Origin of the sequence: Candidatus Methylospira mobilis, assembly GCF_009498235.1 — a bacterium.
GTDB classification, from domain to species: domain Bacteria; phylum Pseudomonadota; class Gammaproteobacteria; order Methylococcales; family Methylococcaceae; genus Methylospira; species Methylospira mobilis.
In genome coordinates this window covers 2,937,348-2,951,465 of sequence record NZ_CP044205.1, presented here as the reverse complement: position 1 = coordinate 2,951,465, position 14,118 = coordinate 2,937,348, and the positions used below count along the sequence as shown (strand labels likewise).

Sequence of the window (14,118 nt, the reverse complement as noted above, 5' to 3'; positions counted from 1 at the left end):
AGCGCACTATGACGATGCACGAACAGGCTGAATATCAGTTGCAGGCTTTCATGGAGTTTCTGCGCGTACAGCAACGCGTGTCGGAGCATACCATCGACGCTTATGCGCGTGATCTGAACCGGTTCGCTCAGTATTGCCGACAACAGCGTGTAACTCAATGGAATGAAGTGGATCAGCATCGGGTGCGCGCTTACGTAGCGCAACGTCACCGCGAAAAAAAAGCGGGTGGAGACGCGTTAAGCGGGAAAAGCCTGCAGCGCATGCTTTCGGCTATTCGCTCCTTTTACGACTTTTTGATTCGCCGCCATCAGTTTCAACAGAATCCGGCGCGCGAAGTGCGCGCGCCCAAGTCGGGCCGCAGTTTGCCGCGGCCTTTGGATGTCGATGAAATGGCGGGTTTGCTGACTGCCGAGTGCGCGAATGAACTGGAGACCCGGGATTTGGCCATGTGGGAGTTGTTTTACTCCTCCGGGTTGCGCTTATCGGAATTGACCGCTCTCGATTGCTCCGATGTGGATATTGCCGCCGGTCAGGTTTTTATCCGTTCCGGCAAAGGCGGGCGTTCGCGTTATGTTCCTGTGGGGGTCAAGGCTTGCGAGGCTGTCGGCGTCTGGCTGGGAGTTCGCGCCGGTTTTGCCGAGGGCGGCGCGCTGTTCGTCAGCAGGCAGGGTAAACGAATTACTCAGCGTAGCATACAATTGCGTCTGGCGCAGTGGGCGCATAAACAGGGGGCGGTGGAGCGCGTGCATCCGCATAAACTACGTCACTCCTTTGCCAGCCATATGCTGGAAGCCAGCAGCGATCTTCGTGCGGTACAGGAGTTGCTCGGGCATGCCAATATAAGTACGACACAAATTTATACGCATCTCGATTTTCAGCGGCTGGCAGCCGTTTACGATCAGGCGCACCCACGGGCCAAAAAGCTTAAAGACTGAAATTCGCGCGTCACTACGCGCTATAGGCTATAATCTTCCGAATATGCGTAAATCGCCAGAGGGCAAAGCAATGTCAGTGCCAAAGCACCCATTATTCAATGATCGTTTATCCAAACCAGGGCCGCTGGGTTTTCTTAGCCCCAAGAAGATCAGGGAAAGGGGGTTGCTATGGACTGTTGGTTCTTCCATCGTTTTGGTAGCGGCGCTGTTGCTGGCTATTGCCGAATATTGGGGGGACGAAGCCGAGCCTTTCGACGTTATTGCCGAGGCGATGAAAAGCGCCCATGTGGAAACGGCCAACGAGCTGCCTTTGGGATATGTCTACGCGACCAGCCTGATCAAGATTGCCGATACTCTGCTGCACAAGCCGGGCGGTTTTCTATCCAACGATGTCTTCCCGCCCGGCGTGCTGGAAGACAATATGCCAACCTGGGAATACGGCGCGTTGACGGCATTGCGCGACGGCACTTCCGCATTGCGCAATCATATCGCGCGCGCGCAGTCGCAATCAAAAGAAGATCCGGATCTGGCCAAGGCGGAACCGATGTTTTATTTCGACCATCACTCCTGGCAGCTGCCATCCTCGGAATCCGAGTACTCCAAAGGGATCGAGGCCATGGAGCATTACCGGGAAAGGTTGAAGTTCAAGGATGCCCAGCTCAATGCCAGACAGGAGGGCGGGGGTAAACAACAGGACGAAGCCCAGTTTTATTCTCGCGCGGACAATCTCAGGCAATACCTGGAAATTCTGGAAAAACGTTTGGGTAGCCTGTCCAACCGCTTGAGCGCCAGCGCGGGAGATACCCAGAAACATAACGAAGAGGCCGTGGTGGATGTCGATCCCAGCGCGGAACAGCAGTATGTGGCATCCAAAACTTCATGGTGGTATATCGACGACATATTCTTTGAAGCCAGAGGCTATTGCTGGGCGACTATTCATATACTGCAAGCGGTCAAATATGACTTTCGCGCCATTCTGGGCAATAAAACCGCGCTGGTTTCTCTGGAGTCCATCATTCGCGAGCTTCAGGACGGTCAGGCGCCTTTTTTGAGTCCGATGATTTTAAATGGCGGCGGATTCGGTCTGTTTGCAAATTATTCGTTGACGCTGGCCAACTACATCGCACGCGCGAATGCAGCTACCATTGATCTCCGTACCCTGTTGCAGCAGGGGTGATTGCGCGTGCGTAACGTCTATCCCCCCGATAACAACGATGATGAAAATACCGTCGTAACGAGGAACGCATTCATCCGTGCTCTCTTTATGGCGGTTTTTTTCGCGCTGTTCATGGGGGCGCGTTTCTTTTTGTGGCTGATCGTCCTGTTCCAGTTTTTATCTCATCTGTTTACCGGAAAGCCGTCGCAGGCAGGCACTCGCTGGGGAGCCGGGATTTCTGCGTGGATTTATGCGGTGATGTTGTTTATGACTTATAACACCGAGCGTATGCCTTTTCCGTTCTCACAAATATCGGCAAGCAGAAATTAAAAAGCAATATTGTCCACGAAAAGCACGAAAAACTTCGGAAAAGGTATTTTCAGATAATTCTTCAGTTCCCGGCGTTGGTGCGGGGATAAGACTGTCGGTCAGCTAAAACCACGCCCGTAAAACCATCAGTAGGGGCTCTCGCATGCCATCCAGGTCGTAAACGGTCTCGCCAACATACTCCCACAACAAGCCTTTCTGGGCATGTCCCTCTCGGCGGTACTGAACAGCTACCACTTTCGTGGACCCTATCTTTTATTTTCTGTCCAATACGATAGCGGGCTGCTCAGACTCTATTTTCATCTGTTCCCCTTTTTCTCTGTACAAGCGAGCTCTTTCCGTGTTCCCCAGCGAGTCATGAAAAACCGCCAGATTATGCGCGGCGAGATGGCTGCCGCGTCCGGCTACGCTGCCCGGTAAGCTCGGTTGTTCGCCGATTTCCAGGCATTTCAGCCAGCTTGCTTCCACTATGGGCAGGATTTCATTCAACGCCTTGTCCGGATTTTGCATGGCCCAATCCAGCATCAGATCGCCTAATGCAAAAAAGAAATCGGGAGAGTGCTGCCAGTTCGGCATTTCGCGTTCTGCGAGGCTGATGGCGCTGCTTAAATCGCCGCTTTTTTTGAGCGAATAGAGTCCGCGCACGATCAGTTCGTGGCGGATTGGATCGGTAGGCGTCGTCTGCTCCAACGCTTCCAGGCACAGGTGAGCCGCCAGTTCGAACTCTCCGTGATATTCGGCAATCCCGGCCAGGGTATGGTATTGCCAGATGGTGCGCGGTTCGTGTATTTCCGCCGCCGGCGCGGGCGGCTGCCGTACAAATTCATATAACGCAAGCTTGACCTGTTCCATGACTCCGTCCCAGTCGCCCGGAGTTTGCTGCCGGAATAAACGCATGACGTCCGGATACCAGGATGAATCGCATCGTTCATGCAGCCAGCGCCAGTCGGTGCCGAGCGCCGGCAGCAGCAGCCAAACCGGTTTGCCTAGCGCTCCGGCTAAATGCGCAACGGCGGTGTCGACGCAAATGACCAGATCGAGCGCCGCGATTACCGCGGCAGTGTCGGCGAAGTCGCGCAATTCGGACCCCAGCGCCAGCAAAGACTGGTCGCTCCAAGTCGCTGCGTCCAGCGCTTCCTGGTTTCCAGCGCCTTTTTGCAGACTGATAAAGCGGATACCGCCGACGCCCCATAACGGTTTCAGGGTGGATAAGCCTGGAAGGGAGCGTTGGGCATCGTTGCCATGTTCGGCGTTGCCTTTCCATGCCAGTCCGACTCTACGCCCGGTTTCTGCGGCGGGTAAGCGTTCTAGCCAGTACTCGTGGCGTTGTGTCCAGGCCCACACATAAGGCAGTTCCGCCGGTATGGTTTCAGGCGTTTCGTGGCAAAATAACGGCAAACTAAGTGGAAATACCCAGTAGTCGTGCGGGTCCAGCCGTTTTTGGGCTTGTTGCAGAGGCAATACGCTGTCGAATCCGGGCGCGGATAATAACAGGCCCAGCAACGGACTGTCGCAAACCAGCGTTAATTGGGTGACTCCCATTTGCTTGAGCTGTTTTCCATAGCGTGCAAACTGAATCTGGTCGCCGAAGCCCTGTTCCGGCCAGATGACCAGTGATTTTCCTGCCAATGACTCGCCTTGCCAGCGTGGGAAGCCCACCTCGGGTGGAATGGCCTTGCGATTCACATGTTCTACGTGGTAGCGCCATTCGTGCAGTTGCCAGCCTTCAGCGTAGCGGCCCTGGCCGAGCAGCAGGGAGCTGAAATTCCATGCGCAGAGCGGGTATGCGTTCGGATCGGTTAATATTTGCCGGAAGTGTTGTTCCGCTTCCTGCTCGCGGCCGGTGATGCGCAACAGTACCGCCAGATTGTTGCGGGCGGTGATCATGTCGGGTTGGTGCTGCAACGCCATGCGGTAATGGGGTTCCGCTTCCGGCAGCCGTTGCTGTTCATGCAGCATATGGGCAAGATTGTAGTGAATTTCAGCAATGTGCGGGCTCTGCGTCAATGCCGCGCGGTAGTGCCGCTCAGCTTCATCAAGCTGTTTTTGTTGCTTGAGCAGTTGCGCCAGGTTGATGTGTGCGTCCGGATAGTGCTCGTCGATTTCCAGAGCCCGCCGGTAGGCCGCTTCAGCGGCGGCCCGGTCCTTTTTGTTTTCGTAAAGACGGCCAAGGTTAAAATGAGCGGCGGCGCATGCGTTATCGGCTTCTATCGCTTTGTTCCAGTATTGTTCCGCCTGTTCGAAATGTTGCTGGGCATAGGCGAAAGCGCCGGCGAGACAGAGCAGGCTGCTGTCTTGCGGGTTTTCGGTAAGCGATGGTCTCAGTATCTCCATGGCCCGAGCGGAGTCGCCGCGCGTATGACAATCCAAGGCCAGCCGGGCCGTCTGTTCGCTGTGCGTGGAAAGCAATGAGGAAATATCAGCACCGGTTTCGACGGTGGTCGTTGGGCGGGTGGCGGATTGTGTTTGCTGGTTCAGGGGCATTGCCTATCCTGGGCATAGTCGAAGGGCTGAGGGGCCGCGATGGTTAATTTTATTGTAACTACTCAGCTACATTATATATCGCTGCAGGAGCGGGCTTTAGCCCGCGAAAGAACCCGATCGCGGGCTAAAGCCCGCTCCTACAAAGTGTTCCATTGACGCTCGGCTTTTGTCTCTCCGTCACAGATGGCTTCATCAGCCTCAGCCTTTTTTCAGCACGTCGAATCTGGTACTGCTGATGGCCTCCGTGATCGCATTCGTGGGATGAGGCTTCCGTATCTCCTATCATCAAAGCCTTGTCAGGCTGTGGTATGAATCAGCGATCCGGGAGCAGGTGTGCTGCTTCCTGCCGAGTTCAGGTTCTGGGACAGAGTACTCAGGAAATTCTGCAAACCAGTTGTATTTTGGGTAGCGCTTACGCCACCAACACTTTGCACCAGTGCATTGTAGTCCGATTGTAATTTATTGAGCGTTGAGTTCTGGCTGTTGCCACCGCTCGCGTTGCTGCCCAATTGCTGTATCAGACTCTGCAGATTGTTGGATATTTGGCTGTATGCGGATGTTGATGCGCTGTTTTTAGCCGTGCCGACTGAGTTGCTGCTGCTTCCTTGCTGTACTGCCTGAAAGATATCATGCATCAGTGCATGTACTGCGCGGGATTGGCTACCCGATGAAGTATTGATTCCGGACTGGTTCAGCGTTTGCACAACCCCTTGCGCCAATAAAGCTTTGCTTCCATCGGCGGATTGCTGGTTCTGGACAGCCGACGTGCTCCCGCTTTGTGCCAAGCCCGAACTCGCAAATGAGGATGAAAATCGGTACAGTTCGCTGTTAATGCTATTAATGCTCATGGCTTTACTCCTTTACATTGCGGCGCCTAAGCGCACGTCAACTGCAAAACTTGGACTTTCTCAAGAACAATATCGGCGTCTATTGGCAGAACTTTAGTTCCCAGGGATAAATATTTCTCCCGCAGCGCTTTACTCTTCACAGTGGATATATTCCGGCGTCAGGCCTGCGAGTTGGCGTTGCCACATTTGCGTATAGACCTGTTCGATTCGCCGTGCGAATCTCGGCGTGTCGAACAGCGGGGAGGTAGTGCGATTAGCCGCCAGTTTGCTGCGCATTGTGTGGAGTTTTTCAGGCTGCCGGGCGAGTTCGATGGCGCGCGTCCGGTATTCCTCCGGCGAATGGGTAATCAGTTCAGGCAAATCGAGCGAGGAGAGCAGGCTGGCTGCAACGCGCCCGGCGAAAGTATCCCCCAAACAGGTAAGAACAGGCAGCCCGGCCCAGAGCGCGTCGTTTGCGGTGGTATGAGCACCGTAGTAAAAAGTGTCCAGAAACAGACCCGCCAGCCGGTGTCGCGCCAGGTGCTGTTCCGCCCTTTCCACATGCGTTGCAAATACGATGCGTCCGGCTGCAATGCCCCGTTGCTCGGCTTCCTTATGGATATTGGCGACGCTCCAGGTGTTGCCTCGGGATAGCCACAGCACGCTGTCTTCGACTTCATGCAGGATATTCATCCAAATATCGAATACTTTGGGCGTGATCTTGTAGCTGTTGTTGAAGCAGCAGAATACGAATGCGGTTTCGGGCAGTCCGAATTCGCTACGGTGGCAGTCGACTGAATCGATAGCGCGCCGACGGTCGCTGACCATGAAGGAGCAGGGAAGAAAAGCGACCTTTTCTGTGTAATGCTGCAGATGTTCATCGCTGATGACGACCGGATCGGCGATCAGATAATCAATGTAATCAGTTCCCAGCGTGCCGGGATAGCCCAGGTAATGGCATTGTACAGGCGCCAGACGCTGCGCAAAAAGCGCCAGCCGGGAACCGCGCGTGTGTCCGCTCAGGTCGATGGCGATATCTATTTCCAGTTCGTGCGCCAGCTCGATAATTTGTTGATCGGAATGCTGGAAGAGATTCATGAAACGATCAAAGCCTTGTTCGAGACGGCGGCGTATCGCGTCCTGAGAGGGCGGTCCATAAGAAAATGCCATCACTTCGAAACGGGAGCGGTCATGCAGCTCGAACAGCTCAGCCATAAGGTAAGCAACGGCATGCGTGTGAAAATCGGCTGAGAAATAAGCCAGCCGTATTTTTTGATGCGCCCGAAGAGCCGCCCCGCCCTGCCCCGGCGGTTGCTTGGGGCTGGCGTTGCCGGCATAGCGCTCCACACATTGCCGTTGTTGCCGGGGGTTGGACGCAATGGCTAGAAAAGGAAAGGGCGTACTGACCGTTTTCCCTGCATCCACGTCCTGTAAGACACGCTTTTCTATCTCGTCGAAACCTTGCCATTGGCACATCAACTGGCGGCAATGCAGAATATTTCCCTGCAGAAAAGGATAGTCGGGATTAATGAGGGATGCCAGTTCGAAGCTGGCAAGTGCTTCGTCGAAACGCTTTAGTTCGCGTAATGTAATGGCGCGATTACTTAAGGTTTCCGCGTTTTCCGGGTCGAGTTCCAATGCCCGGTTAAAGCTGGCAACCGCTTCTTCATGGCGTCCCAGCTCCTTGAGGGCTACGGCGCGGCCATGCCAGGCGGGGGCGTAGCCGATTTCAAGTATCACGGCGCGGTCGAAACAATTCAGCGCATCCGCAACCATGGGGATGCCGAGCTCGGAAACGCCGAGATTGCTCCATAATTGATGGTTTCTGGGATTGATGTCGAGCGCGGTGCGCATAATTTCAACTCCCAGGTTTCGATGACCGGCGTTGCAATGCATCAGACCCAATAGATGCAATGCTTCGGTATCTGCCGGCGTTTGCTGCAAAATCATTTTGCAGATAGCTGCCGCTTGAGTTCTGTACCCTTGCTGATCCAGTTGCAGCGCCTGCTGGAAATCGGCGCCGGCGCCGGGCGGCGGCTCTGCTGCGGCGAAAGCCGCCGTGTAGCGTTCCAGATCGTAGGCCGGAAAGTTTTCCTGATCTGCCTGGGTTTCAAGTTGCGGATCATGGCGCACTATCAGCTTATGTATGGCGGCGGCCTGATCCAGCAGCCCGTGCTGACGAAACTGATGCAGTTTCTGCAGCAGCGCCGCTATATCCGGTTTTTCGGCGTTTTCATCGGCCAGCAACGCGATGTAGGTATCCAGTAATTGCTGGTGTGCGCTCGCGTCGAAGTGCGCCGTCTTTCCCAGACGTTTTACCGAGAGTGTTTGATCGATTTTACGGCAACTGAACCGATGCCATAAGCGCAAGCGGTAACCGAGCGGGTTATCCGCGAGCGGATTTGAACCGGCTTCCAACGCAACCTGGGCGCGGACGAAATGGCTGTCGCGCAAGGTCAGAGCCGGGTGATGAAAAAGAAAGTCCTCCAGGCGATCCATTTTTCGGAGCTGCGGATGCTGTTCGCTTATGCCGAGATTGTCCGGCAGCTGTTCGCTGATCAACCCGAACAGGGCGTCGTGGTTTTCGATATGGCTGGCGAGATATTGAAAAGCGTAAGGATAAAGGATGTCATCGGGATGCAGAAAGCACAGCCATTCGATACCCTGTTCGACAGCCAGACGGGCGCCGTGACAGAGCAGACCAGCCTGACCGGTCTGGCCGGAATTACTCATGCGGATCACGAATACGTCGCTGAACGGGCCGGGGTCCGTTTCGAATGCGAATTGCACTGAAAATGCCGTTTCCTCGGCAAGTATTTCGTGTTCCGGCGCTATCGGAATAATAACGGCGCAATACATGCTTACGGCCGCTTGAGTGCCATCAGGCGCAGCTGTATTTCAAACATCGCTTCCAGCGCTTCGACATGCCGGACGGCGTCCTCTACCGTTTTTCCCCAGGTGTACAGGCCGTGTCCCTTGATTAAAAAGCCGCGGCTGTCCTTATCCAATCTGGCGTCGACGCTCTGCGCCAGACGAACGATGTCCTGATCGTTTGCGATCACCGGTATCACCACGCGCGTTGCGTGGGTATCGATGCCGCTCAAGGCCTTGAGCAGTTCGTAGCCTTCCAGCGCCACTTCCGTGCCGCTCAGTAGTGAAATGGCGGTCGCGCTGGGTGAGTGAGTATGCAGCACGGAGCGGTTTTCCCGATAATTTTTATAGATATAGACATGCAGCAGCGTTTCGGCAGAGCATTTTTTTCCGTCCATGGAGCGTCCAGTGACATCTGTCAGCATGATGTCTTCGCGGGTTAATCGTCCCTTGTGCCGGCCGGAAACCGTAATCGCTAAACCATCGTGGAGGGCAGCGGATAAATTGCCGCTGGTGGCGGGCACCCAACCGCGATCATGAAAGAATTTGCCAGCCTCTATCAGCGCGTTCGCATGCTGGATAAACTCCTGATTTATTAAGCCTGAGTTCATGTTCTATCCTTAAGGTGTATGTGCATAACAATATGATAAAAAGGCAATAAGCTCCGGGAAGGGAAGTCCGGGGCATGCCGCAGCCTGTCTTAGTTCCTCGTCTGCACCGACAAGACATTGCTGATGTTGGAAATTTTTCCGATGGCGTCGTCAAGCTGGCGCTGGTGCTGCAGTTCGACCGTAATCAACATGGTTACGCTTTGATCCAGCGGACTGGTGTTGGTATGGATTTGCAGTATATTGGCATTTTCCAGCGCCAGCACATGCGTAACATCCTTGAGCAGGCCTTTGCGATCTATTGCGCTGACTTCGATTTGAACCTGGAATTGGGTTTCGCCGTTACCCCAGCTGACTTCCACCAGACGGTCGCGCCGATGCGGAGGCAACTGCTCGATGTTGCTGCAATCCTGGCGGTGTACGGAAATGCTGTGGCCTATGGTCACATAACCGATGATCGGCGCTCCCGGAACCGGGTTGCAGCATTGCGCCAGATGGGTGAGCAGGTTGCCTACGCCGCTTACGTTGATGCGCGCCGAAAGCTTGTCGTGGTTGCGCACCTTGCGCGCGGATGCGGTAACCGCCTTCACTGCCGGCGGGGCTTCTTCCGCTTTTCCGAGCGCGGAGGCGAGTTGTTCGGCGCCAATTTCCGCTCGTCCGATGGCAAGCAGCAAATCATCCGCGCGCGGCAAATGAAAATGCCGCGCAAGCCGGTTCAGCTCCGCTTCCTTAAGCGCCGGCTGATGCAGTTTATGCCGTTCGCTGTCCAGCAAGGCTTTTCCCAGACGAAGAAACTTCTCGTGATCCTGTTGTTTGAACCATTGCCGGATCTTGCTGCGCGCATTGGGCGTCGCAATATAACCCAAATGCGGATCCAGCCAGCCAAAGCTGGGCGCGCCGTGTTTGGCGGTAATGATTTCCACTTTTTCGCCGGATTTCAGGGTATAGGTCAGCGGTACGATTTGTCCGTTGACTTTTGCGCCGCGGCAGCGGTGGCCGACTTCGGAATGAATGGAATAGGCGAAGTCCACCGGGGTCGCGCCTTTTCTGAGCCGGATGACCTGGCCTTTTGGCGTCAATACGAAAATCTGGTCGGCAAACAGTTCGGTATGAAAATCGTCCAGCAGCTCCTGATCATTGCTCCGGCTTTCCAGCAGACGCCGCAATGAATTGATGCTGCGATCCAGCGCCGCGTCCTGTTTGCTGCCTTCCTTGTAACGCCAGTGCGCCGCGACGCCGTATTCGGCGAACATGTGCATTTCCTGGGTCCGTATCTGGATTTCGACATGCCGCCCCTCGGGACCGATCACCACAGTATGCAGCGACTGATAACCGTTTTCCTTGGGGTTGGCTATGTAATCGTCGAACTCTTTGGGTACATGCAGCCACAGGCTGTGCACCAGTCCCAGCACCGCGTAACAGGTTGCCGGCTTGTCGACGGTAACGCGGACCGCCAGCAGGTCGTACAGTTCGTCCACCGGCACCTGTTTGTTCTGCATTTTGCGCCAGATACTGTAAATGTGCTTGGGACGGCCGTATACGGTGGCGGCGATGTCGTTTTGTTTCAGCGCGTCCGATAAGGTTAGAATAAAAGACGATACGTAGCTTTCACGTTCGGCGCGGTTGGTCGCCAGCGATTTGGCCAGGCTGCGATATTCTTCCGGTTCTATGTAGCGGAACGACAGGTCTTCCAGTTCCCACTTTAGTTGTCCCAGACCCAATCGGTTGGCCAGGGGCGCGAAAAGATCCAGCGTTTCGCGCGCTATGCGGTAACGGATTATGTCTTCCTGGTTTTTAAGCATGCGCAGGCGCTGGACGCGGTAGGCCAGTTTGACCAGCACCGCGCGCACGTCGTTTACCACGGCGAGCAGCATGCGTCTTAACAATTCCGCCTGTTCAGGCGCCTGAATTTCCGATTCAGGGTATTCGTTGAAGGTATTAAGCCAGTTGATTTTTTCTACCAGCTCGGCAACCTGAGCGCCGAAGCGGTCACGGATTTCATGTGTTCCCAGATTATCTCTAAGCCATGGGTCGCTCAGCAGTGCCGATTCCAGCGTTTGCGCATCGACTTTGAGCGCGAGCAATATGTCTGCAGCGTCTATACCGCGCGGGCGCTCCAAAGTATCTATGTCGCGGGCCCGTACCGCCAGTTCCAGCGCCTGTTCTATCCGCAATGCTTCGGACTCAGAAATGTCCGCGCAGAACCGGTCCCGTAGCTGGGCGACAGGTTGTTTCGACACGTCCGATTGATAAAACGCGTGCTTCATTGCGGGGGTACCTCTGCGTGGGCCTTGGAAGAGTGGCGTAGTGCTCACCATAGTATAAAGAACTTTTGCGCGCACGGAGAAAATCAAGAAAAGCAAACAATACTTGGTCGCGCGTTCTTAGCGGCGCAGGCGCTTTAAACCCTTTGTAACTCAATGAATTAAGCCACTGGATATGCCTCCGCCCGCTAACCGGTCATGGTGCAAGCGTCCCTCCTATCATGCAAACGCTTGTTCCAGGCCTGGTTTCCTTCCGCCAGGCTCTCCCATAGGGAGAGGAAGTTAGGTATTCGCTACGCGCTCTGCATGGTAATGTAAGGCGGGTATGGACTCATGTGATTGATTTAATTATGTTTCAGATGCGCTAACGGTATTTCAAACCCCAAACCCCAATCTCACTCGTACCGCCAGCAGCGGATACCCTCCGTGTAAACAAAGTGGATAGCCCATTTATCTGCTTGCTTTAAGGAGGGCTAAAGACACTTCATTAAACCAAGGTTCAATATCGATGAAAGCCGTTCGACAATATAGTTTGAACCGAACCGGCGGAATCCGCGGCGGTGAACTGGTAGACGCAGCGCCGTCTGTGGATCATGTCCGGTTAAACGTGTGGAAGCAAAGGGCGATGCAACTCACGGATGGAATCGGTTTCTACGAACGCAAGCTTTTTAATTAAGAGGAAAAGTAGATGAACATAGTACTGACGGTAGTAAATAACGACGTTAACCTGGCTTCGCAACAGGTTTTGGCCTATCTCAAACCGCAAGGATCGAATTCCGATTGGCTATCGTCCGCCTGGGCCGCTTGCAGTCCTCAAACGGGCGGGGGATCAAGCACATTGCCGGCAATAACCAACGACGTGGAAGCCTATGCGACCTGGAGTAACAATATGAATAAAACAGCCATGGTAAGCATACCTAATCAATACATGTCTACCATCAGTCAGTCGGGCAATGTTGTTCAACTGGGCCAGCCAGTGCTGGATGCAACAGATCTGACAGCACAGCAGAGCGGCGTTACCAATACAACCTCGATAACCGATATGTACGTTGTTTGGTGCGTGAATAATTCGAGCGTCTGTAAGCCTGCAAACCCGATGATGAATACCGGAATCTCATCGTTCGAGTTGACGCAAAGCGTTTACTTTACTATCGGCAGTCAAACAAAAACGCAGACCTTTATTGTTCAAAACTGGACGGCACTGAGCCAAATTCCATTGGCTTCAAATCTGGTCAGCGCCGATATTGTCGTAGCGATGAACAAGTCGACCAACACACCGACGTTTACTATCACCAATCAAAAGTATTCCTAACCGGCTTCGTAGTTGGTCAGGCAGTGCAAACAAAAGCTTTGATGTCGCGCTGGACTGAAAAATTTACGGGGCAGGCGGGAAACTGCCTGCCCACGTTATCAGGCTATATCGAACATCGGATAGCCGCCTTGAAAATTTGATGGGGAGAAAATAATGGCAACTAACATAGTAGTAAATATAGTGGGCGGAGCGGAGGCGCAAAATACCACGGCAGTAACCATCGGCAATGTAAGGTGGGGATTGAATGGCACAGCTCCTTTTGGCGCAGCGCAGGCGGTACCTGATGGGTTTCAAACATTGACGGTTTACAAGACGACCGTACCCACTCAAATCAGTATCACAGTGCAAGCGCGTGGTTATGATACAACGTTAAATATTACGGTTAATCTCGGAACTATCGATGTGCAAACAGCATAATCACGCATAATCTGAACTCATCATGATGACTTTTCATGAATTGTCTTGTATCCATCGTTAAGATATGGGTATTGCTTGGAATCATTAGCCTCGGCTGGTGTAGCTTTATCTATGCCGATGTTCAGTATTCGCTGAATATCGGCGTAGATGCTGCCAGCCGGGATTTTCTGAACAGCAATCAACAGTGTGTCGCCATTGCCTATGCCAGTCCCTTGTCCGAAGGAAATACCGTCGTTGTTTCTCTGGTCTTCGCCCCAATAAACGATTCGACAAACATCGCTTTCGATTACGGCTGGGCGCTTTATACCTCACTTGACTACCCCGTAGCCGTATTCGACGTTATCAATATGGCCGTTACCCAGACCAACGTAGGCTCCCAGCGGGCATACCGCTTTGATGGAAAAACGATTATCAGCGACGGCACGGGGGTGTATGGGTATATAACCCTCTATTACAATGCGCCTCCAGAATCCCAGCCGGTCACGGCAGGGCTGGCCCAGTACATATACGATACGTCGCAGCAACCCAATAAGCTGGCGCCGATAAATTATCATACGCTGAACCGGTTCGAGACCTTGTCGATTCCGATGTCCGGCTCTACCGTTTGGGTATTCGTCGCCAGTAATATTGCCGTTGGCAGCGTGCTGCCGGTCAATATCATGAAACCAGTATCGGACTCGACGTCAGCGACATCGAATAACGCAAGTACTTCGGCGGCGGCACAAACCACTATGCTACAAATAAGTCGTTATTTGCCCGTAGATTTGAGCGTACCTTCTCAAATCGCCATCCATTTCGAGCTTGATATCAATGCGTTTGCTTACGATTCTACAATGACCCAGTGAGGCAGCCTTATCCGGAGGTAGCTATTGACCATGACAACTGTTTGACTCGCTAGCTTTCTGCGCATTCAATTC

Annotated in this window: 11 protein-coding genes; 6 read left to right on the top strand and 5 right to left on the bottom strand. The window is 53.8% G+C overall.

Annotated elements, in window-relative coordinates:
• Nucleotides 1-8: 8 nt before the first annotated feature.
• The 3 genes from xerC to F6R98_RS13405 all read left to right on the top strand — a co-directional run bounded on the left by xerC (nucleotide 9) and on the right by F6R98_RS13405 (nucleotide 2,421).
• Nucleotides 9-935: a tyrosine recombinase XerC gene (gene xerC / locus F6R98_RS13415; protein ID WP_320412135.1), complete on the top strand. Its 927-nt coding sequence runs from the start codon at nucleotides 9-11 to the stop codon at nucleotides 933-935.
• Nucleotides 936-1,005: 70 nt separating this feature from the next.
• Complete coding sequence (locus F6R98_RS13410) at nucleotides 1,006-2,112, top strand: DUF2333 family protein (protein WP_320412134.1); 1,107 nt, start codon at nucleotides 1,006-1,008, stop codon at nucleotides 2,110-2,112.
• A gap of 6 nt (nucleotides 2,113-2,118) precedes the next feature.
• On the top strand, nucleotides 2,119-2,421 hold the full coding sequence (locus tag F6R98_RS13405; RefSeq protein ID WP_194269934.1) for a DUF4389 domain-containing protein: 303 nt from the start codon (nucleotides 2,119-2,121) through the stop codon (nucleotides 2,419-2,421).
• A gap of 252 nt (nucleotides 2,422-2,673) precedes the next feature.
• Here F6R98_RS13405 and F6R98_RS13400 read toward each other — a convergent pair whose 3' ends face one another.
• From F6R98_RS13400 to F6R98_RS13380, 5 genes are all read right to left on the bottom strand, one after another.
• Nucleotides 2,674-4,902: a tetratricopeptide repeat protein gene (locus F6R98_RS13400; RefSeq protein WP_153249467.1), complete on the bottom strand. Its 2,229-nt coding sequence runs from the start codon at nucleotides 4,900-4,902 to the stop codon at nucleotides 2,674-2,676.
• 296 nt (nucleotides 4,903-5,198) lie between these two features.
• Nucleotides 5,199-5,750: a hypothetical protein gene (locus F6R98_RS13395; protein ID WP_153249466.1), complete on the bottom strand. Its 552-nt coding sequence runs from the start codon at nucleotides 5,748-5,750 to the stop codon at nucleotides 5,199-5,201.
• A gap of 129 nt (nucleotides 5,751-5,879) precedes the next feature.
• Nucleotides 5,880-8,588, bottom strand: a complete 2,709-nt coding sequence (locus F6R98_RS13390; protein ID WP_153249465.1) for an O-linked N-acetylglucosamine transferase family protein — start codon at nucleotides 8,586-8,588, stop codon at nucleotides 5,880-5,882.
• Nucleotides 8,589-8,590: 2 nt separating this feature from the next.
• Nucleotides 8,591-9,211, bottom strand: a complete 621-nt coding sequence (locus F6R98_RS13385) for a methylthioribulose 1-phosphate dehydratase (protein ID WP_153249464.1) — start codon at nucleotides 9,209-9,211, stop codon at nucleotides 8,591-8,593.
• Nucleotides 9,212-9,300: 89 nt separating this feature from the next.
• A complete protein-coding gene (locus F6R98_RS13380) occupies nucleotides 9,301-11,475 on the bottom strand; it encodes a RelA/SpoT family protein (RefSeq protein ID WP_153249463.1) in 2,175 nt (724 codons plus the stop codon).
• Nucleotides 11,476-12,160: 685 nt separating this feature from the next.
• Here F6R98_RS13380 and F6R98_RS13375 point away from each other — a divergent pair.
• The 3 genes from F6R98_RS13375 (at nucleotide 12,161) to F6R98_RS13365 (ending at nucleotide 14,046) form a co-directional block, all read left to right on the top strand.
• Complete coding sequence (locus F6R98_RS13375; protein ID WP_153249462.1) at nucleotides 12,161-12,784, top strand: hypothetical protein; 624 nt, start codon at nucleotides 12,161-12,163, stop codon at nucleotides 12,782-12,784.
• 153 nt (nucleotides 12,785-12,937) lie between these two features.
• Nucleotides 12,938-13,201 carry a hypothetical protein gene (locus tag F6R98_RS13370; RefSeq protein WP_153249461.1) on the top strand — a complete coding sequence of 88 codons (264 nt, stop codon included), beginning with the start codon at nucleotides 12,938-12,940 and terminating at the stop codon, nucleotides 13,199-13,201.
• 35 nt (nucleotides 13,202-13,236) lie between these two features.
• Complete coding sequence (locus tag F6R98_RS13365) at nucleotides 13,237-14,046, top strand: hypothetical protein (RefSeq protein ID WP_153249460.1); 810 nt, start codon at nucleotides 13,237-13,239, stop codon at nucleotides 14,044-14,046.
• Nucleotides 14,047-14,118 lie beyond the last annotated feature (72 nt).

Excerpts from the sequence above, each read along its gene's own strand:
- F6R98_RS13410 (WP_320412134.1), top strand. The coding sequence starts at position 1,006 with ATGTCAGTGCCAAAGCACCCATTATTCAATGATCGTTTATCCAAACCA.
- F6R98_RS13385 (WP_153249464.1), bottom strand. The coding sequence starts at position 9,211 with ATGAACTCAGGCTTAATAAATCAGGAGTTTATCCAGCATGCGAACGCG.
- F6R98_RS13375 (WP_153249462.1), top strand. The coding sequence starts at position 12,161 with ATGAACATAGTACTGACGGTAGTAAATAACGACGTTAACCTGGCTTCG.
- F6R98_RS13380 (WP_153249463.1), bottom strand. The coding sequence starts at position 11,475 with ATGAAGCACGCGTTTTATCAATCGGACGTGTCGAAACAACCTGTCGCC.
- F6R98_RS13370 (WP_153249461.1), top strand. The coding sequence starts at position 12,938 with ATGGCAACTAACATAGTAGTAAATATAGTGGGCGGAGCGGAGGCGCAA.
- F6R98_RS13390 (WP_153249465.1), bottom strand. The coding sequence starts at position 8,588 with ATGTATTGCGCCGTTATTATTCCGATAGCGCCGGAACACGAAATACTT.
- F6R98_RS13365 (WP_153249460.1), top strand. The coding sequence starts at position 13,237 with ATGAATTGTCTTGTATCCATCGTTAAGATATGGGTATTGCTTGGAATC.
- xerC (WP_320412135.1), top strand. The coding sequence starts at position 9 with ATGACGATGCACGAACAGGCTGAATATCAGTTGCAGGCTTTCATGGAG.
- F6R98_RS13400 (WP_153249467.1), bottom strand. The coding sequence starts at position 4,902 with ATGCCCCTGAACCAGCAAACACAATCCGCCACCCGCCCAACGACCACC.
- F6R98_RS13395 (WP_153249466.1), bottom strand. The coding sequence starts at position 5,750 with ATGAGCATTAATAGCATTAACAGCGAACTGTACCGATTTTCATCCTCA.